Origin of the sequence: Amycolatopsis sp. NPDC048633, assembly GCF_040650695.1 — a bacterium.
Lineage (GTDB): Bacteria > Actinomycetota > Actinomycetes > Mycobacteriales > Pseudonocardiaceae > Amycolatopsis.
The window spans coordinates 113,852-132,295 of the sequence record NZ_JBEZHS010000025.1 but is presented as its reverse complement, the minus strand read 5'-3'; the positions used below and the strand labels follow the sequence as shown (position 1 = coordinate 132,295).

16 protein-coding genes are annotated in these 18,444 nt (G+C 70.7%); 8 read left to right on the top strand and 8 right to left on the bottom strand.

Going from position 1 to position 18,444, the window contains the following annotated elements; translation table 11 throughout:
• Positions 1-6 precede the first annotated feature (6 nt).
• The 4 genes from AB0C38_RS34320 to AB0C38_RS34305 are packed head-to-tail and all read right to left on the bottom strand — an operon-like array spanning position 7 to position 4,487.
• On the bottom strand, positions 7-1,482 hold the full coding sequence (locus tag AB0C38_RS34320; protein WP_360681558.1) for an NAD(P)/FAD-dependent oxidoreductase: 1,476 nt from the start codon (positions 1,480-1,482) through the stop codon (positions 7-9).
• Entirely contained in the window at positions 1,479-2,324 is an 846-nt protein-coding gene (locus AB0C38_RS34315) for an SDR family NAD(P)-dependent oxidoreductase (protein ID WP_360681556.1), read from the bottom strand. The genes AB0C38_RS34320 and AB0C38_RS34315 overlap by 4 nt, the downstream gene beginning before the upstream one ends.
• On the bottom strand, positions 2,308-3,198 hold the full coding sequence (locus AB0C38_RS34310) for an alpha/beta hydrolase (RefSeq protein ID WP_360681555.1): 891 nt from the start codon (positions 3,196-3,198) through the stop codon (positions 2,308-2,310). Before AB0C38_RS34310 ends, AB0C38_RS34315 begins: the two co-directional genes overlap by 17 nt.
• Complete coding sequence (locus AB0C38_RS34305; protein ID WP_360681553.1) at positions 3,195-4,487, bottom strand: cytochrome P450; 1,293 nt, start codon at positions 4,485-4,487, stop codon at positions 3,195-3,197. The genes AB0C38_RS34310 and AB0C38_RS34305 overlap by 4 nt, the downstream gene beginning before the upstream one ends.
• An 84-nt stretch (positions 4,488-4,571) precedes the next feature.
• On the opposite strand from AB0C38_RS34305, the gene AB0C38_RS34300 reads away from it, so the two are divergent.
• The 3 genes from AB0C38_RS34300 to AB0C38_RS34290 all read left to right on the top strand — a co-directional run bounded on the left by AB0C38_RS34300 (position 4,572) and on the right by AB0C38_RS34290 (position 6,724).
• The gene (locus AB0C38_RS34300) at positions 4,572-5,153 is read left to right on the top strand and encodes a helix-turn-helix domain-containing protein (protein WP_360681551.1); all 582 of its coding nucleotides are present in this window, start codon (positions 4,572-4,574) and stop codon (positions 5,151-5,153) included.
• Positions 5,154-5,175: 22 nt separating this feature from the next.
• A complete protein-coding gene (locus tag AB0C38_RS34295; protein ID WP_360681549.1) occupies positions 5,176-5,586 on the top strand; it encodes a cupin domain-containing protein in 411 nt (136 codons plus the stop codon).
• Positions 5,587-5,680: 94 nt separating this feature from the next.
• Positions 5,681-6,724: an alcohol dehydrogenase catalytic domain-containing protein gene (locus tag AB0C38_RS34290; RefSeq protein WP_360681547.1), complete on the top strand. Its 1,044-nt coding sequence runs from the start codon at positions 5,681-5,683 to the stop codon at positions 6,722-6,724.
• Here the strand turns inward: AB0C38_RS34290 and AB0C38_RS34285 are convergent.
• Positions 6,721-7,695, bottom strand: a complete 975-nt coding sequence (locus AB0C38_RS34285; protein WP_360681546.1) for an SEFIR domain-containing protein — start codon at positions 7,693-7,695, stop codon at positions 6,721-6,723. The genes AB0C38_RS34290 and AB0C38_RS34285 overlap by 4 nt on opposite strands.
• 235 nt (positions 7,696-7,930) lie before the next feature.
• Here AB0C38_RS34285 and AB0C38_RS34280 point away from each other — a divergent pair, with 235 nt between their 5' ends.
• Genes AB0C38_RS34280 through AB0C38_RS34265 form a run of 4 tightly spaced genes read left to right on the top strand, consistent with a single transcriptional unit; the run spans position 7,931 to position 13,874 of the window.
• On the top strand, positions 7,931-8,491 hold the full coding sequence (locus AB0C38_RS34280) for a toll/interleukin-1 receptor domain-containing protein (protein ID WP_360681544.1): 561 nt from the start codon (positions 7,931-7,933) through the stop codon (positions 8,489-8,491).
• 3 nt (positions 8,492-8,494) lie between these two features.
• Positions 8,495-10,129: a CATRA system-associated protein gene (locus tag AB0C38_RS34275; RefSeq protein WP_360681543.1), complete on the top strand. Its 1,635-nt coding sequence runs from the start codon at positions 8,495-8,497 to the stop codon at positions 10,127-10,129.
• Positions 10,126-10,779: a hypothetical protein gene (locus AB0C38_RS34270; protein WP_360681542.1), complete on the top strand. Its 654-nt coding sequence runs from the start codon at positions 10,126-10,128 to the stop codon at positions 10,777-10,779. The genes AB0C38_RS34275 and AB0C38_RS34270 overlap by 4 nt, the downstream gene beginning before the upstream one ends.
• Entirely contained in the window at positions 10,779-13,874 is a 3,096-nt protein-coding gene (locus AB0C38_RS34265) for a DUF87 domain-containing protein (RefSeq protein ID WP_360681541.1), read from the top strand. Before AB0C38_RS34270 ends, AB0C38_RS34265 begins: the two co-directional genes overlap by 1 nt.
• Before the next feature lie 39 nt (positions 13,875-13,913).
• Here the strand turns inward: AB0C38_RS34265 and AB0C38_RS34260 are convergent, their stop codons facing one another.
• Positions 13,914-14,867, bottom strand: coding sequence for a ketoacyl-ACP synthase III (locus tag AB0C38_RS34260; RefSeq protein ID WP_360681540.1), 954 nt, complete (start codon positions 14,865-14,867; stop codon positions 13,914-13,916).
• Positions 14,864-16,678, bottom strand: a complete 1,815-nt coding sequence (locus tag AB0C38_RS34255; protein WP_360681538.1) for a ThiF family adenylyltransferase — start codon at positions 16,676-16,678, stop codon at positions 14,864-14,866. Before AB0C38_RS34255 ends, AB0C38_RS34260 begins: the two co-directional genes overlap by 4 nt.
• Positions 16,679-17,070: 392 nt before the next feature.
• Here AB0C38_RS34255 and AB0C38_RS34250 point away from each other — a divergent pair, with 392 nt between their 5' ends.
• On the top strand, positions 17,071-17,634 hold the full coding sequence (locus AB0C38_RS34250; protein WP_360681537.1) for a dihydrofolate reductase family protein: 564 nt from the start codon (positions 17,071-17,073) through the stop codon (positions 17,632-17,634).
• A 46-nt stretch (positions 17,635-17,680) separates the two neighbouring features.
• On the opposite strand, the gene AB0C38_RS34245 is transcribed toward AB0C38_RS34250, so the two are convergent.
• Positions 17,681-18,409, bottom strand: coding sequence for an Asp23/Gls24 family envelope stress response protein (locus tag AB0C38_RS34245; protein ID WP_360681535.1), 729 nt, complete (start codon positions 18,407-18,409; stop codon positions 17,681-17,683).
• Positions 18,410-18,444 lie beyond the last annotated feature (35 nt).

The following is an 18,444-nucleotide window of genomic DNA, read 5'->3' as shown; positions in this document are numbered from 1 at the left end:
TGAGCGTCATGCGCTCAGTCTGCCCGCTCCCGCCTTCCGCCGCGAGAAGCGGAGCGCGCCGTCGTCGATCCGGCCGTGCCGCAGCTTGACGACGTCGTGCGCGTAGCTCATGCCCAGCGTCCACGGCGCCCGCGAGCCGGCCTTCGGGAACTCGTCGATCGCCCGCAGCACGTAGCCCGCGTCGAAGTCGAGCAGCGGCCGCTCGGTGACGGCCGGGTCGTCGTTGACCGGCACGCACTGGTCGTACCCGTTCCGGCCGAGGTGGCGCAGCAGCCGGACGAAGTACTCGCCGACGAGGTCGGCCTTCAGCGTCCAGGACGCGTTCGTGTAGCCGATCGTGAAGATGAAGTTCGGCACGCCGCTGAGCATCATCCCCTTGTACGCCATGGTTTCCGGCAGCTTGACGGGGTCGCCGTCGACGGCCAGGTCGATGCCGCCGAAGGCCAGCAGCCGCAGCCCGGTGGCGGTCACGACGACGTCCGCGGCCAGCTCGTCGCCGGACTCCAGGCGGATGCCGTCCTTCGTGAACGACGCGATCCGGTCGGTGACGATCGAGGCGTCCCCGTGCTTGATCGAGCGGAACAGGTCACCGTCCGGCACCAGGCACAGCCGCTGGTCCCACGGCTGGTAGCGCGGCTTGAAGTGGGTGTCGACGGCGTACCCGGGCGGCAGCTGCTTCATCGCGGCCTTGCGGATCATCGCCTTGACGACGCCCGGACGGCGGCGGCTGAGCTGGTAGATCAGCGTGCTCACCGCGACGTTCTTCCACCGCGCGATCGGGTACGCGAGCTTCGGGCCGAGCAGGCTCCGCAGCCGGTTGGCCAGCGCGTCCTCCGAAGGCAGCGAAAGGATGTAGGTGGGGGAGCGCTGCAGCATCGTCACGTGCTCGGCGCGGTCGGCCATCGCCGGCACCAGCGTCACGGCCGTCGCGCCGCTGCCGATCACGACGACCTTCTTGCCGGTGTAGTCCAGGTCCTCGGGCCAGTGCTGCGGGTGCACGACCGAGCCGCCGAAGTCCTCGATACCCGGGAACTCCGGCGTGTGGCCACCCGCGTAGTCGTAGTAGCCGCTGCACAGGTAGAGGAACTTCGCGGTGAACCGAACGGGCTCGCCATCGTGGGTCGCCTCGACCGTCCACTGTGCGTCCTCTGTGGACCATTCGGCGCGGACCACCTTGTGCCCGAACCGGATGTGCTGGTCGATGTCCGCCTCGGTGGCGGTGTCCCGGACGTACTGCAGGATCGACGGGCCGTCGGCGATGGCCTTCTCGCTGGTCCACGGCCGGAACCGGTAGCCGAGGGTCTGCATGTCCGAGTCGGACCGGACGCCCGGGTAGCGGAACAGGTCCCAGGTGCCGCCGATGGCGTCGCGGGCTTCGAGGATCGCGTACGTCTTGCGGGGGAACGCCGTCCGCAGGTGGTGGGCCGCGCCGATGCCGGACAGCCCGGCGCCGACGATCAGGACCTCGACGTGCTCGGTCATCGCACGGCCTCCGTCCGCCGCGGGCGCCTCATCAGGCGCGTCAGCACGGCGTTGTAGTGGGTGGGGGTGACGCGGGCGAGCGCGTCGAACAGGTAGGCGTCCGGGCCGACGAGGATCCGGGCCTTGCCGCGGTCGACGCCGGCGTGGATGATCGCCGCCGCCTTGTCCGGCGACGTCATGGTCATGGCCTCGAACTGCGCGGCCATCTCGTCCCGGCTGCGGCCCAACCCGGTGGGGTCGCGGCGGACGCGGGCGTTGCGCGCGATGTTCGTCGTGATGCCGCCCGGGTGGACGGTGACCGCGCGGACGGCGGTGCCGTGCAGCTCCTGCCGCAGCGACTCGGTGAACCCGCGGACGGCGAACTTGGCCGCGCAGTAGGCGCTCTGGTACGGCATCCCGAGCAGGCCGAACACGCTGGAGGTGTTGACGATCGCGCCTTCGCCCTGCTCGGCGAGGATCGGCAGGAACGCGCGGGTCCCGTGCACCACGCCGCGGAAGTTGATGTCGTGCAGCCAGTCGTCGTCCTCGGGTACCGCGTCGAGCACGGACGAGGTGACCGCGACGCCGGCGTTGTTGAAGACTGCGGCCAGCGGGGCCGGGAGCCACTCGCGCACCTCGGCGGCGAACCGGAGCTGGTCTTCCGCGTCGCGGACGTCGAGCACCCGGGTGAGCACGCGGCCGTGCAGCGCCGCCGCGGTGGCCTTCAGCCCGTCCGCGTCGACGTCGGCGAGGGCGACCGGCCCGCCGAGCCGGGACAGCCGGGTGGCCAGGGCGCGCCCGATGCCGGACGCGGCGCCGGTGATCACCACCGGGCGGCCGACAATGCTACGGGGCCGTGACATCGCTGCTCCTCACGTGCTTGTCGATGAGGTCGAGCAGGACGGGCCACGCGCCCGCGGGCAGGTCGTGGCCCATGCCGGGAACGGTTTCGAGGCGGGCGCCGGGGATCGCGCGGGCCGTGGCGGAGCCGCCGGTGGGGTGGACCATCCGGTCGCGGTCGCCGTGGATCACCAGCGTGGGTGCGGTGATCTTCCGCAGCCACGCCGTCCGGTTGCCGGACTTGAGGATCGCGCCGAGCTGACGCCCGACACCACCCGCCGTCGGGTCACGGTCCCAGCCCGTCCCGGCCTTTTCGCGCACCCAGGCTTCGTCGAACGGGAAGCCGTGCGAGCTGATGTGCCGGAACATCTTCACGGCGCTTTCGACGGCCTCTTCGCGGGACTTCGGCGGCTTCGCGCCCATCAGCCGCAACGTCGAGAGAGCCGGGCGGCCGAGGAGACGGGACCCGGTCGTCGACATGATCGACGTCAGCGTCCGGACGCGCGCCGGGTGCAGCGCCGCCACCGTCTGGGAGATCATGCCGCCCATCGACACACCGGCGATGTGGACGGTCTCGAGGTCGAGAGCGTCGAGCAGCCCGACAGTGTCGGCGGCCATGTCCTTCAGGTCGTACTGCTCCGGCGGGAAGCGGCCGGCGAACATCGCGGGCAGGCTCACCGGCCGGAACCGCGGGTGCGTCGAGCGGCCGGCGTCGCGGTTGTCGAACCGGATGATCTCGTAGCCCCGCTTGGCGAGCTGCGCGCAGAAGGCGTCCGGCCAGCTGTGCAGCTGCTGGCCCAGCCCGGCGACGAGGACCAGCGGTTCGGCACCGCGGTCCCCGATCCGTTCGTACGCCAGGGAAATGCCCCGGCCGGCGTCGGCGATCTCTTCGGTCACGAATCTCCTCCGGTGCTCCGGCGGCGCACGATGGCGCGGCCGCCCTTGGCCGGGGCGTAGGCGACGCCCCGCGAGTGCCAGCGTTCGCCGCGTTCGGCGGTCGGCACGAGATCGAAGTCCCGCAGCAGGGTCCGCAGGACGACGGTCATCTCCATCGTCGCGAACGCGGCGCCGAGGCAGCGCCGCGTGCCGCCGCCGAACGGGATCCACTGGTAGAGGTCCGGGCGCGCGCCTTCGAAGCGGTGCGGGTCGAAGGTGGCCGCGCGCGGGAAGACCGCGTCGTCATCGTGGATCAGGGCGATGCTGACGAGCACCGCGTACCCCTTGGGCAGCGTCCAGCGGCCGAGCTGGTAGCCGTCCTGCTTGACCTGCCGGGCGGTCAGATCGATGACCGGGCGGGTGCGCTGGACCTCGAGGATCGTGGCTTCGAGGAGCTTCCTGTCGTCTTCGCGTAGTTCCGCCAGCAGCGCGGGGTGGCGGCGGAGGCGTTCGACGGCCCAGGCCAGCGTCGTCGCGGTCGTTTCGTGCCCGGCCGTGAGCAGGGTGAGGAGCTGGTCGGCGATCTCGTCGCGGCTCAGCCCGGAGCCGTCGTCGTAGCGGGTCTGCAGCATCATCGCGAGGACGTCGTCGCCGTCCGGGCGGGCCTGGGCGATCAGCCGGTCGACGATCGCGTCGTACTCGCGGCGCATCCGTTCGAAGCGGCGCCAGGGGTTGAAGCGGCCCTTCTTGGAGATCGGCGCGAGGGCCAGCCGGGAGCCGAGGGTGACGAACGGCGGGAGCAGCGCGCGCAGCTCGGCGAACTCGGTCCCTTCGGCGCCGAAGACCGCGCGGAGGATGGCGTTGAGCGTGATCCGCATCATCGACGGCAGGGTGGCGAACGCTTCCCCGTCCGGCCAGCTTTTCAGCTCACGCAGGGTTTCTTCTTCGACGATCTTCTCGTACGTGGCGAGCCGACGGCCGTGGAAGGGTGGGACGAGGAGCTTGCGCTGCCTTTTGTGCTCGTCGCCCGACAGCGCGAACATCGAGTGGGGGCCGAGCACCCGGCCGAGGTTGACCTCCAGGTTGTCGACGAGGTCGGGCCCGGAGGTGAAGAGCTGCTTGATCTCGGCCGGGTCGCTGAGCACGACGGCGTGGCCGAAGATCGGGACGTTCACCGTGAAGGCGTCCCCGTACCGCTCTTTGAGCCGGCGCATGCCTCGCAGCGGTTGCGTGAGCGCGTAGGCGCCTTGGACGGCGCGGGGCGCGCTCGGTCCCGGTGGCAGCGTGACCGCGCTTGTCATGGTCGTCATCGACTCTCCCGAGAGGTGGTACGCGAGCGTACCGTCGGTACGGTACGCCGGTGTACCATCGCGTTTCAAGAGGAGGGCGGTAGCGTGACTTTCGTGGACGTCGACACCCGCCGCCAGCGGCTGCTGGACGGCCTGGCCGCGTCGATCACCGAGGACGGCTTCCGCGAAACGACGGTCGCGGACGTCGTCCGCCGCGCGCGCACGTCCCGCCGGACGTTCTACGAACACTTCTCCAGCCGCGAAGAGTGCTTGATCGCGCTGCTGGCGGACGCGAACCGTTCGATGATCCAGCAGATCTCCGACGCGGTGGACCCGCGCGCGCCGTGGGCGCTTCAGGTGCGCCAGGCCATCGAGGCGTGGATCGCGTGCGCGGAGTCCGAGCCGGCCATCACGCTGAGCTGGATCCGCGACGTCCCGGCCCTGGGCGCCCCGGCCCGCGATTTGCAGCGCGACGCGATGGAGGGGTTCATCGCGATGACGCAGAGGCTGACGGACACACCGGAGTTGCGCGCGGCGGGGATCAGCCCGCCCTCCCGCCAGCTGGCGATCATGCTCCTGGGGGGCCTCCGAGAGCTGATCGCGACCACGGTCGAGGACGGCGGTCGAGCGGGGGACGTCACGGAGGTCGCGGTGCGGGCGTCGATCGCGTTGCTGGGCCCCGCCTGACCGGTTCGCTAGCTTGACGGGCATGGAGAGCGACAACAGCCAGAGCGTCTTCGACGTCCACGCCGAAATGGCGGCCCTGCCCGCGACCGCCACGACGATGCTGGTGGACAAGTACTTCGTCGACAAGCCGTCGGCCAGTGCGCGGATCTTCCGGATCTACCGCGAGGTTCCGCTGCACTACCACGAGGAGTGCGACGAGCACCTCTACGTGCTCAGCGGCGGCGGCACGTTCCACCTCGACGGCGAGGAGCTCGAGGCGCGGCCGGGGATGTTCCTCTGCTTCGAACGGCGGAAGGTGCACGGCTTCCCGCGGATCACGGCGGAACCCCTGGTGGTGCTGGCGATCGACGTCCCGCGGCGGCGGCCGGACGACATCGTGTTCGTCGACCCCTCCGAAGGGGACGCTCGGACGTTCATGGCCCGCAATGCCTGAATCTCAAATTGCGACAGCCGGGCGCCCGCCGCGGTCCTAGCGTCGAGGGCGGCCGGGCCCGGCCATCAGCGCCGGGCGGCCGACGGAGGCGACGATGAAGGCGCTGGTCTACCACGGTCCGGGTGCGAAGGCTTGGGAAGACGTCCCGGACGCCGCCGTCCAGGAGCCGACCGACGTGGTCGTGCGGGTCGACACCACCACGATCTGCGGCACCGACCTGCACATCCTGCAGGGTGACGTCGCCGCGGTCACCGACGGCCGGATCCTCGGGCACGAAGCGGTCGGCACGGTGACCGCCGTCGGGGAAGCGGTCCGCGCGTTCGCGGTCGGCGACCGGGTGCTCGTCCCGGCCATCACCCAGTGCGGGCGCTGCGAGTATTGCGGGCGCGGGATGCCGTCGCACTGCCAGACGGTCGGCGGGATCGGCTGGATCTTCGGGCACCTCATCGACGGCACGCAGGCGGAGCTGGTGCGCGTGCCCTTCGCGGACACGTCGCTGTACGCGGTCCCGGACGACGTCACCAACGAGCAGGCGATCTTCCTGGCCGACTCGCTGCCGACCGGCTACGAGGTCGGCGTCCTGGCCGGCCGCGTCCGCCCGGGCGACACGGTGGCGGTCGTCGGCGCCGGCGCGGTCGGCCTGGCGGCGATCCTGACCACGGGCCTGTGGGGCGCGTCGAAGGTGATCGCGGTGGACTCCAACAAGTTCCGCCTGGAGAAGGCCCTGGAGTTCGGCGCGACGGACGCGTTCGAAGCGGGCCCTGACACGCGTTCGGACGTCCTGGGCTTGACCGACGGCCTGGGCGTGGACGTGGCGATCGAAGCGGTGGGCTACCCGGAGACGCTGCTGACGGCGGCCTCGCTGGTCCGCCCGGGCGGCCGCATCGCGAACATCGGCGTGCACGGCGTCCCGGTCGAGCTGCCGATGCAGGAGATGTGGATCCAGAACCTGACGCTGACGATGGGCCTGGTGGACACGGTATCGATCCCGACGCTGCTGAAGATGGTGTCCTCGGGTCGCATCCCGGCCGAGCGCATGGGCACCCACCGCTTCACGTTCGCGCAGATGGAGGAGGCGTACGAGGTCTTCGCCAACGCGGCCGCCAACTCGGCGTTGAAGGTGGTCATCACGCCTTAGGTCACGGTCGGATCCCCGAGAGCAAGCTCCGGCGGCCGTCCCCGCCGCCGGGTGACGACGACGGCCGCGGAGCCGAAGGGAGACGCCGTCACACCCGGCCGCGACATCTCGAGCCGGAGCAGGCGGGCGCCGGTGACGTCGAGGTCGATCGCCGCCGGCTTTCCCGCCGCGACCTCGTGTTCGGACCGTGGTCTCCCGTCGAGCACCACGCGGAAATGCCCGACCTGGAACGGATCCCGGGCGTCGTCGAGCACGCCGGCGACCGCGGTGAACCGCTGGTAGTGGCCACCGAGGTCCAGTTCGACGAAGCCCGGCCCGGTGGCGGCCGGCGTGGTCGGCCGCAGGACGATGCTGTGCTCGTACTCCACGTCGCCGATCGACGCCGGGCCGCGTCGCACGCCGTGGCTGGCGCAGGTCCACGGCAGCTCGCCGGCGAGCACCGGCTGCGGTTCCCGCTCCCCGCCGCGCCAGACCCCGCGGCGGGGCATCGGGTACTGCCCCTGCCCGGTGATCGCCCCGAGGAGCTCGGCGACGCCGGCCTCGGTGAACGAGCCGACGTGGTACCTCGTCGTCGAGTGGCCGTTCAGGAAGGTCGGGATCTCGTCGACCGAGCGGCCCGGCAGGACGACGGGCAGCACCCGTTCGGTCTCGCGGCGCAGGTCACGGGTCAGGTTGTCCCGGATGATCGCCGCTTCGAACTGGGAACCCCGCCCCTCGTGCGGCATCGCCGTGCCATCGGCGCGGCGCTTGTACTCGGCGGAAGCGATGACCAGGATGAAGTCCGCTTCGCTCAGGTGCTGGGTGGCCCAGAGCGACCAGTCGCGACGGACGTTGTCGTACCACGAGTCGAGGTGCACGTCCAAGCCGATGACGCCGCGCAGGAACGTCGCGAACTTTTCCACGAGCGCTTTGTGCTCCGGGGTGTCGTGCGCGTAGGTGACGAACACCCTGGGCACTTCTCGGTCGGACATCGGGTTCCCCTCGGGATCGGTCGGTGATTCACCGATCCGCGAGATCGGTATTCCGGAAACGCTTCGCGACTTGTATCCGCGCCTTCTCGATTTGTCAAGGTAGCATTGTCGGCGAGATTTCGGGTGTGGCCAGTTATTGTCCAGAGTTTGTCAGCTTTCCCGTCTTCTTCACCGGTGTCCGGCGGATCTAGGATGAGCTCCGCTTGGTGGGAGCGGTGAAGGGGCGGCGTCACGCGTGTACGAGTACGACGTCTTCATCAGCTATCGGCGCACCGCGAGCGATATCTCCGAGTGGATTCGCCATCACTTTCATCCGCGCTTGTCCGAAGTGCTCGACAACAACCTCTTCGACGACGTCAAGATTTTCTTCGACGACCAGGTGCGCACCGGGTCGAGCTGGCCGGAGGAACTGAAGTCGGCCCTGCGGCGCTCTCGCGTGTTGGTGCCGGTCTGCTCCCCGAAGTATTTCCGGGACGAGCTGTGCCTGGCCGAGTGGTATTCGATGGCGGAGCGCGAGGCACTCGGGCAGCACCTGATCTACCCGGTGATCTTCTGCGACTCCCAGCACTTCCCCGACTGGGCCCACGCCCGGCGGCCGCGTGACCTGCAGCAGTGGAACCACCCGTTCGAACACTTCCAGACCGCGCCGGCCTACCTCGACTTCAACCAGCAGATCAAGCAGATCGCCGCCGAGCTGGAGGAGCTCATCGAGCGAGCGCCGGAGTGGCGGGACGACTTCCCGGTGCGGACCCCGGACGCGGAACCGCCGACGCGGGCACGAAGGCCGAGGTTCTGACCGATGCCGGGAACGATCTTCACCTTCTACTCCTACAAGGGCGGGGTCGGCCGGAGCTTCACGCTGGCCAACATCGCCGTGCTGCTCGCCCGGTGGGGCCACCGCGTGCTCTGCCTGGACTGGGACCTCGAGGCCCCCGGCCTCAGCGACTACTTCCGGCCGCGGCTGGCCGCCCGGCCGAGCAGCGGTGTGGTCGACCTCGTCGAGGACTTCCGGCACGGCCGGTTCGCACCGGAGGCGCACGTCCAGCGGCTGACGGACGTCGGTGTCCTCGACTTCGTCGCGGCCGGCCGCGACGAGCCCGGCTACGTCGAGCAGGTGCAGGAGATCGACTGGGACAGTCTGTACGACGACGGGTTCGGCGAATACCTCGAGAAGTGCCGTGAGCAGTGGGTCGCACGCTACGACTTCGTCCTCATCGACAGCCGCACCGGGATCTCCGACATCGGCGGGATCTGCACGGCGCAGCTGCCGGACCACCTCGTTCTGCTGTTCACCGCGAACCGGCAGAGCATCCTCGGCGCGATGGAGGCGGCCCGGCGCGCCGACGCGGCGCGCAACCTCCTGCCGTTCGACCGCGCGCGGCTGACCGTCCTGCCGGTCCTGTCGCGGTTCGACAACCGGGAGGAGTACGACCGGTCGGAGTCGTGGCGCCGCATCGTCATCGACGAGACGGCCGAGCTGTACCGGACTTGGCTCGACCAGGCGGTCGAGCCGGAGACGATGTCCCGCCACCTCACGCTGCCCTACGTGTCGTACTGGAGTTTCGGCGAGCAGCTGCCGGTGCTGTCGGAGAAGACGCCGAGCGCGGACCAGATCGGGTTCGCGCTGGAGACGGTCGCGGCGGTGATCGCGTGCCGGCTCGACCGCACCGACCTGCTGGCCGAGAACCGCGACGCCTACGTGGCCGCCGTGCGGGCGAGCCGGCAGGAGTTCAAGCACGAACTGCGCGTCAGCATCCCGCGCCCGCTGGTCGGCACGGCGGACGACCTGGTCACCGCCCTGAAGAGACAGGGCGTCCGGGTGGTGAAGTCCCTTTCCGGCGACCGGTCCCTGCTCGCCCGGACCGAAGACGACGCCCGGCACCTGTGCCTGCTCGTCGACGGCAAGGTGAGCCGCTGGCAGGCGGCCGAGGTCGAGCTGTTCCTGCACCGCACGCTCGGCCAGGACCGCCGGGTGATCCCGGTGCTCACGGCGGGCACCGACGCGGCCGGGCTGCCGGGCTACGTCGGCAATCTCCGCTACCTGCGGCTCGGTGGCGCGCGCGGCCTGGACGGGGTCGCCCGCGACCTGGCCGGCCAGCTGAAGGGGTTCACCCCGCTCGTCGACGCGGACGACGAGCCCGACCTGGCCTCGGTCCTCGGCCAGGCCCGCGGATCGCGGCTGCGCCCGTCCCGCTGGGACCTGGTCGACGAGCTGGTCACGGCCCTGCAGGCAGCTGTCGGCGGTGGCGACAGCGAACGGACCCGCGACCTGACGATGGACCTCGCCGTGGCGGTGAAACCCCGCTTCCCGGACGGCCGCGACCACCACGCGGCCCCGCCGAGAGTCCGCCAGTCGATCGACTGGCTCCTGCGGACCCTCGAGGCCCGCGCACAGACCACGACGAAGCCGAACCACCGGAAGGATCTCGGATGACCGATCGCTTGGGACACAAGCAGACCGCGGCGATGTTCACGCTGATGGTGCTGGGCCGGGAGGTGCCCAACCCGGAGCTGAAGGAGCTGGTGGGCTTCACCCTCACCGGCAAGGAACGCACGCAGCTCAACGACAGCGGGTACATCGCGAGCGAAAAGGTCGGCCGTACGTTCGTCCACCAGCTGACCGACAGCGGATGGGCGTGGTGTGAGAAGGAGATCGGAGAGGGGACTCCTCCGCCGCCCCGGCCGCTGAGCACCCTCTGCTCGGCGCTCTACGTGGTGCTGGGCGGTTTCGACGGGTTCCTGCGCAGCCGGAAGTTGCGGCTGGCCGATGTCTTCACCCCGGCGGGCCTGATCGAACCCGCGACGGCCGAACCGGCGACGGCCGAAGACCTCGAGACCCGCATCCGCATCGCGTATCGCGAGCTCGTGCGGGAACCGCGCGGTTGGGTCGGGCTGGTGGACCTGCGCCTGAAGCTCGGCGCGCCCGCGGCGGAGGTCGACGCCGTGCTGAAGAAACTGAGCAGCGCGGGCAAGGTACACCTCGTCCCGGAGGACAACCGCAAGGCGCTCACCGCGGCCGACCACGAGGCGGCGATCCGCATCGGCGGTGAGGACAACCACCTGCTCTCGATCGAGGCCCTGTGATGGACGAGCTCAAGGCACTGGCGACGCTGAGCTTCGACTGGGCGGACACCCCTGACCACGTCTGGCTGGACTCGCCGTACCACGTCGACGGCCTGCACGCCGATGCCCTCGCCGCGCTCGACACGGGCATCCGCGACGCCAAGATCAGTGACGGCCCCAGCCCGATCGGTCTGGTCCTGCGCGGACTCAAGGGGGTGGGCAAGACCCACCTGCTGGGCCTCGTCCGGCGTCAGGTGCACCGCGCACGGGGGTACTTCTTCCTCGACGACGTCACTGCTGCCGACGCGTTCTGGGAGAACACGGCCGAGGCACTGCGCCATGGGCTGGCTCGCTCGGACGATTCGGGCGAGTCGCAGCTGAAGAGGTTCTTGTTGCGCGTATGCCTGCGAGCCCATGTCGATGCCGATGTGGAGGCAAGGATCCGGCGCGGGCGCGACCTGACCGTGGACGACGTCGAGGCGTTCATCGAGGGAGTGGAGTCCCTCAACGCGACGGTTGCGGACGAATGCGGGGATACTGCGCGCGCCCTCGTGCTCATCGCCAGCAAGGACCGCGGTGCCAAATACATCGGTGACGACTTCCTCGACGGCGACGAGCAGCTCACGCCGGAGGCCCGGCAGTGGAACATCTACTCACGGCCGAAGCCCGCCCGTGTTCTCGTACGGGAGATCACGCGTCTGCTCGCCCTGACCGGACCGGTCGTGATCGCTGTCGACCAGCTCGACACGCTCGTCGCGCGGTCGACGAAACTCACCCGGGAGGTGGGGGACGACGACGAAGACGATGTGCTCGTGGCGCAGATCGCGGACGGCCTCATGGGACTGCGGGAAATCACGCAAAAGACCTTGACCGTGGTGGCCTGCCTGCCCGCGACGTGGGACCAGCTCAGGCGAAAGGCGGCCGGCACCGTCCCGGACCGCTTCCGCGAGTCGGTCACGCTCGGCCGGATCCTCGACCCGGAAGTCGGCCGGGCACTGGTGGCGAAGCGGCTCGGAGTCGCCTACCAGGCCATGGAGTTCACGCCGCCGCACCCGACCTGGCCCGTCGCGCCCGTCGCGTTCGCCGAACCCTGGGAACAGTGGACTCCGCGGCAGCTGCTGAAGCGCATCGGTGCGCACATCGAACTCTGCCTGCGCGCCGGGCAGGTTCAGGAGCTCACCTCCTTCGATGAGAAGGTGGTCGTGCCGATCGCTCCGGTGGTGCGGACCGCGGTCGAGCACGACCGGTTCGCCGACCTCGACACTGAGTTCGAGAAGCTGCAGGCGGAAGCGGAGCCCGAGAAGCTGCTCGCGGAGAAGACCGTCGACAAGGTGATGCCCGAGCTCCTCTCCGCCGCTTTGCGCTGCTGGGTCACCGAAGTCGGTGATGATGACCTGGAGTGGTCGTGTGAGCGCCAGAACGGGCGCAGCGAAGTGCACGCCTGGCTCTCCCGGACCCTCGACGAGGCCGCGGACCTGCAGGAGCACTGGGCGTTCCGGGCGATCGCGGCCCGGGATCCCCGCGCTGCGCTGAGCCGGTTCCGCAAGGCCCGTTCCGCGGCGGGACAGCTCCAGGGAGCGGACAACCGTCATCTCGTCATCCTCCGGGACGCCTGGGGGCGCGGCGCCAAGACGCGGGAAGAGGTCGAGAAGTTCACCACCGCGGGCGGCAAGACGGTCCCGCCGAGCCTGGCCGACGTCCGGACTTTCTGGGCGTTGCAGAAGATGCTCGGCACCGGCGGCCGTGAGCTGCACGAGTGGCTGATCGACCGGCGGCCCGCGAGCCGGTCGGATCTGCTTTCCGCGGTGCTGCCGGAGAAGCCGTCGGGGCAGCCTGCCGAAGGGACTCATCCGCCGCCGGCGGAGGTGGCGGTGGCCGCTGAAGGGGAGATCACCCTCGGGACCGTTGTCGGCTCGGGGGAGCCCGTGCGGGTCGGGCTCTCCGCGCTGCGCAAGCACGCCGCCGTCTTCGCCGGGTCCGGTTCGGGGAAGACCGTGCTGCTCAGGCGGATCATCGAGGAGTGTGCTCTGCAAGGGGTCTCCGCGATCGTCCTGGACCCGAACAACGACCTCGCGCGGCTCGGGGACGCCTGGCCCACGCCGCCCGACGGTTGGGGGCCCGATGACGCTCAGCTCGCGAAGAGGTACCTGGCCGAAACCGACGTCGTCGTCTGGACACCGGGTCGGGCGACCGGGCGGCCGCTCGCGTTCCAACCCCTGCCGGACTTCGCCGGCGTCCTCGACGACTCCGACGAGTTCGGGGCGGCGGTCGAGGTGGCCGTCGCGACACTGGCGCCGCAGGCCCGGCTGACCGGGAGCACGGCGAAGACGAACATCGGCCTGGCGGTGCTGCGCCAGGCGGTCGTCCGGCACGCGCGGACCGGGTCGCGCAGCCTGCCCGCGCTGATCGAGATGCTGACCGAGCTGCCCGAGGACGTCAGCAACCTCAACGACGCCCCGCGCATCGCGGCCGGGCTGGCCGAGGTGCTGAAGGCGGCGATGGTCAACGACCCGCTGTTCGCGGGCGGCGGCGAACCGGTGGACCCGGGTGTGCTGCTCACGCCGGCCGCCGGCAAGCGGGCCCGGGTGTCGGTGATCAGCTTCGTCGGCCTGCAGGCCGACGAGCAGCGGCAGAACTTCGTCAACCAGCTGCAGATGGAGCTGTTCGCGTGGGTCAAGCGCAACCCGGCGGGCGACCGGCCGCTGGGCGCGCTGTTCGTGATGGACGAAGCCCAGACGATGGCGGCGTCGGGCACCCTCACGGCGAGCACGCGCAGCACGATCGTCCTCGCCTCGCAGGCCCGCAAGTACGGCTTGGGCCTGCTGTTCGCCACCCAGGCGCCCAAGGGGCTGCACAACCAGGTGGTCGGCAACGCGATGACGCAGTTCTTCGGCCGCCTGAACAGCCCGGCCCAGATCGCGGCGGCCAACGAGCTGGCCCGGGCCAAGGGAAGCCCGGTCGCGGACATCTCACGCTTGGAGCGCGCCCAGTTCTACGTGGCGGGGGAGGCGTTCGGGTTCCGGCAGGTGGCGACGCCGCTGTGCCTGTCCCACCACCCGGCCAGCCCGCTGCGCCTGGAGGAGGTGATCACCCGGGCCCGCGGTGAGGAGGGGTAGCCGACGCCGCGGCTCGGGGGGCCGCGGCGCCGGCTCACCTCACGCGTGGCGGAAGCACAACGTGCCCCACTGGAACCCTGCCCCGATCGACGACACCACGTACGTGTCCCCGGGCGAGACCGCGCCCGCCGCGAACCTCTCGTGCAGTGCCGTGAACACGCCCGCCGAACCCGTGTTGCCCAAGCTCTCCACCGTGATCGGGGCTCGGGCGTGGGGGATGCCGAGCTTGTCCAGGGCCGCCGTGATGATGTTCAGGTTCGCCTGGTGCAGGAAGAAGTGCGTGACCTCCTCCACCCCTACCCCCGCGTTGTCCGTCGCCCGGAGGATGCTGTCCGGGAGGCAGCGGGTCGCCGTGTTCCAGACCGCTCTGCCGTTCATCTTCAGGTACTCGCCCGCCGCCGGGATCTCGACGTCGTAGGACAGCTCCGAGCCGAAGTCCCAGCCCAGGAGACCGCCCTGGGGCGAGGAAGCGCGCGTCAAGACCGCCGCCCCGGCCGCGTCGCCGAAGAACACCCTGGTCGTGCGGTCGGCCGGATGAGTCACCCGCGATGCGCAGTCCGCCGCCAGCACCAGGACCGTCCGGGCCGCCGATGTCTGGAGCAGGTGCGCCGCCAGGAACAGCGCCTGAACGCCGTTGGCGCACGCCGCCTGCGTGATGTCCAGCGTCAGCGCGCGGTCCGCGCCCAGTGCCTCCTTGACGATCAGGGCCGTCGACGGCAACGGCTGGTCGTACGTGTAGGTCCCGACGATGATCGCGTCGACATCGCGGGCCGTGACGCCGGCCGCGGCCAGCGCCGGGTGGGCCGCCGCCACGCACATGTCCGACGTCGAGAGGTCCGGGGCGAGGCGGCGCCGGGCGCGGATGCCCGTGCGGCTGATGATCCACTCGTCCGAAGTGTCCAGCGTCGCAGCGAGTTCGGCGTTCGTGACCACCTCCGGTGGCAGGTGGACTCCGGTGCCCGTGATCGCGACGGGAACGGACAGGCCGTTCACCGCACACCCCCGGCGTAGACGTTGCGGGACGCGTGCAGCTGCTCGCCGAGGTCGGTGTAGAACCGGCCGGACTCGCAGGGCCGGCCGAGCAGGATGCGGCGGGCCGCCTCGCCGCACAGCGCCCCGCCGAGTGCGACGCCGGACGCCAGCTGCGGCCAGCTGCTCAACGTCCGGCCCAGCTCCCCGAACGACGCCGCCAGCTCCGGGCTGATCCGCCCCGCGTCCACCATCGCCAGGATCAGCTCCACCTTGGCCCGCGGCTCCAGGTCGAGCAGGTCGACGGACTTCACGTCGCCGAGCAGTCCGTGCAGCAGCGGCCGGTCGGGCTCGGTGTCGAACCGCTCGACGTCGAGCATGCCGCGGTCGTTGCAGTCCATCACGACCGGGATGCCGAGGTCGCGCGCGTACTCGCGGGCCGCGATCTTGACCCACGGCGTGTCGCATTCCTCGACGAGCAGGTCGATCCCGCCGCGGAAGAACTCCTCGATGGTGTCCGGGTTCAGGCCGTCCCGCTGGATCTCGATGTCGAGGTACGGGTCGATCTCATACATCTGGCGCGCCGACAGCACCGCCTTGTTGACGCCGAGGTCGTGCACGCCGCCGCGCAGCCGGTTCAGGTTCGACAGGCCGAAGTCGTCGAAGTCCGCCAGCTTGTAGGCGCCGCCGATGCCCTCCAGCGCGAACGTCAGCGCCGCGCTGTTGCCGACCGACAGCCCGATGATCCCGATCCGCTTGCCGAACAGCCGGCGCTGCTCGGGCCGCTCGATCCGGCCCCGGTTGCGGTCGGTGCGCACCAGGCGGAACTCCTCCCGCGGCAGCACGTGCACGAGTCGCCCGGACCACGGGTACCAGGCCCACGTTCCGTACGCCCAGCGCGGGGTTCCGGCCAGCTGGTCGTCCTTGAGACGCTCGATCTCGGCCACGTCGCGGCACGCGGGTTCGCGGCTGCGGACCAGCTCGGTGAGCTGGTCGTCGATCGTGTCGTGGACTTCGCGGACGGCCCCGGAGGCCAGCAGCGCGTCCAGCGCGCGGCCGGCGGTGTGGAGCACGGGCCGCCAGGTGTCGTGGTCCGGCGCGGGTGCGCCGGACAGGGTGACCGGAGCGGTCCCGCGGGCTTGCGGCGCGGGGGCCGGGGACGCCGGACGGGCGGCCGCGATCACCGGGAACTCGTCTCGCAGGCGGGTGACGAGGTCGTGGTGGCGCCCGGCCCCGTCGGCCACGCGGTGCAGCATGATCACGACGTCTTCGGTGTACTGCGGGACGTACCGGCGGGTGCCGTGCACGGGCCGGAAGCCGAACCGCTCGTGGAACCGGTCCTGGCCGTCCTTCGTGCCGGATGTGCCGATCATCGCCCGGGCCCCGAGGTGGTGGGCGGCGCCGACGGCGAGGGCGTTGAGGTACTGACCCAGACCCAGTTTCCGGGCGCGGTGTTCGACCACGAGCCTGCTGTGTTCGAACACGCCGTCGGCCGGAAAGCCTTCGGCGGCCAGCAGTTCCTCGTAGCGTTCGCTCCCGAGGAACTCGCGCGACTGGTACGGCACGCCGGCATCCGGTGTCGATAACCGGATGTACCCCAGCGGCGGACCGGCGGGGCTCTGCCGGGCGACGAAGTGCCAGGCGCCGAAGTCGAGGGCCTGGTCGTCGACGTGGGTGCCGTTGGCACGGCGGAAGTCGGGGCGGCGGCCGTGGTCGAACAGGATCCGCGCGCGGAGCTCGCGGACGGCGTCGAGCAGCGAAGCGTCGCCGCGGAATGCGGTGACGTGCCAGTCCGGCGTGGCCGACCCCGCGCCGGGGTGGTTCAGGTGGGTCAAGTCGAGCCTTTTCTCCAGGAGGTGCGGGCGGAGGTCGCCCGGAAGAGGCCGGGCCGGACGACGTGGTCCGGACCAGGGCGGGCGAACAGTAGCAGCGGCCGCCTGCCCCGGCGCGATGACGCGACATCGGCTGCGCGCGGCCGGGAAATCCTTTACCGGGAGGGAGAATGACGCCCGGTGATTTCCCGTGCCCGCTAATGATGAAGATCGACAACGAAGATCCACTCGAAGGGGTGGCGGACCGTGTCGGACGGCGATGGGCGCGGAGAGTCGCGAGAAGCGGGTCGCGGCAAGCTTCACCCCGGCGGGGGAGAGATCATCGCGCCGGTGTCGATCCGGGCGCCTCCCGTTCGACGCACTGCTGACGACTACACGGAGGAGGCGGGGCGGCGATGACCGGACCGATCAGGCTGGACATGACGATTTCGCTCGACGGCTTCGTGGCGGGGCCGGACGACCGCACGGGACAGGAAATGGGGCGCGGCGGTTTCCGCTTGTTCAACTGGCTGGACGACCGCCAAGGCGAGGGGCCGAGCGGACAGGTGTACGCCGAGGCGATGGCGACGGGCGCGCTGATCTCCGGCCGGCGGACGTTCGAGCTGGCCGGCCGCTGGGGCGGCGATCACCACGACGGCGTCCCGATCCACGTGCTGACCCACCACGCCGACCCGTCCGACGTCCCGCCCGGGAGCGCGCGGTTCTTCACGGACGTGGTGGCGTGCGCGGAAGAGGCGCGCGCCGCGGCGGGCGACCGCGCGGTCATGGTCCACGGCGCGGGTGCCGCGCAGGCGTTGCTGAAAGCGGGCCTGCTGGACGAGCTGGAGCTCCACGTGGTGCCGGTGCTGCTCGGCGCCGGCCGCCGGTTGTTCGGGGAGGGCGACCAGGTCGAGCTGGACCTGGTCCGGCAACTGGCGGATCGCGACGTGCTCCACTTGCGCTACGTCGTGCGCCGGTGACGGACGCTCGGTCTCGGGCGCCCCGCACCCGAGACCGAGCGACGAGTCAGTCGGCGTCCGGGAAGTGGATGTCGGCGACGTGGACGTCCACGGACGCGACCTCGAGCCCCAGGTACTGTTCGACCGCTTCGACCACCTGGATGCGGATCTGCTCGGCCAGCGTCTTGACCGCGCGCCCGAACTCGACCACCAGCGTGACGGCGATCGTGGCGACCTCGCCGTCGACCTCGACGGAGGTGCCCGCCTCGTCGAGCTCGTACACGCCTTCGGCCTTGCGGGCGACCCGGACGACGATCTTGGTGACCACACCGTCGGCGACCGTGGTGCTGCCGCGAGTGCCCGCGGCGGCCCGGCTTCCGGCTTCTTCGGTCTCGGCGGCGACGGCCACCGGAACCGCGTCGGTTTCTTCCGCGACCGCTTCGTCGGCGGAGTCGGCGGAATCGGCAGAGTCAAGGGAGTCCGCGGAGTCGCCGGCGTCCTCGTCGGACTCCTCGGCGGCGGCCTCGTCCGCGACGGCTTCGTCGGACTCCTCGTCGGCGGTGTCCACTTCGGCCTCGTCGGTGTCGCCAGTGTCGTCGGTCGAGGCGTCGTCGGCGGTCTCGTCCACGTCGGCCGTCTCGTCGACGGTGTCCTCGGCCGCGGCGGTGTCCTCGGTCGGCTCGGTCGCGGTCGTGGCGGTGTCGGCGGTTTCGGTCGTGGTGCCGTAGCCGTAGCCTTCTGAACTGGGCGTTTCGTTCTGAGCGCGGCCGAAGATGCTGTTCATGACGTCGGACATGTATTCCCCTTTTCGGGAGCGACGACTACGGATGG

What these genes read in the sequence shown, in the direction of transcription:
- AB0C38_RS34320 (WP_360681558.1), bottom strand. Translation starts at nt 1,482, where the DNA reads ATGACCGAGCACGTCGAGGTCCTGATCGTCGGCGCCGGGCTGTCCGGC.
- AB0C38_RS34315 (WP_360681556.1), bottom strand. Translation starts at nt 2,324, where the DNA reads ATGTCACGGCCCCGTAGCATTGTCGGCCGCCCGGTGGTGATCACCGGC.
- AB0C38_RS34305 (WP_360681553.1), bottom strand. Translation starts at nt 4,487, where the DNA reads ATGACGACCATGACAAGCGCGGTCACGCTGCCACCGGGACCGAGCGCG.
- AB0C38_RS34295 (WP_360681549.1), top strand. Translation starts at nt 5,176, where the DNA reads ATGGAGAGCGACAACAGCCAGAGCGTCTTCGACGTCCACGCCGAAATG.
- AB0C38_RS34290 (WP_360681547.1), top strand. Translation starts at nt 5,681, where the DNA reads ATGAAGGCGCTGGTCTACCACGGTCCGGGTGCGAAGGCTTGGGAAGAC.
- AB0C38_RS34285 (WP_360681546.1), bottom strand. Translation starts at nt 7,695, where the DNA reads ATGTCCGACCGAGAAGTGCCCAGGGTGTTCGTCACCTACGCGCACGAC.
- AB0C38_RS34275 (WP_360681543.1), top strand. Translation starts at nt 8,495, where the DNA reads ATGCCGGGAACGATCTTCACCTTCTACTCCTACAAGGGCGGGGTCGGC.
- AB0C38_RS34270 (WP_360681542.1), top strand. Translation starts at nt 10,126, where the DNA reads ATGACCGATCGCTTGGGACACAAGCAGACCGCGGCGATGTTCACGCTG.
- AB0C38_RS34265 (WP_360681541.1), top strand. Translation starts at nt 10,779, where the DNA reads ATGGACGAGCTCAAGGCACTGGCGACGCTGAGCTTCGACTGGGCGGAC.
- AB0C38_RS34250 (WP_360681537.1), top strand. Translation starts at nt 17,071, where the DNA reads ATGACCGGACCGATCAGGCTGGACATGACGATTTCGCTCGACGGCTTC.
- AB0C38_RS34245 (WP_360681535.1), bottom strand. Translation starts at nt 18,409, where the DNA reads ATGTCCGACGTCATGAACAGCATCTTCGGCCGCGCTCAGAACGAAACG.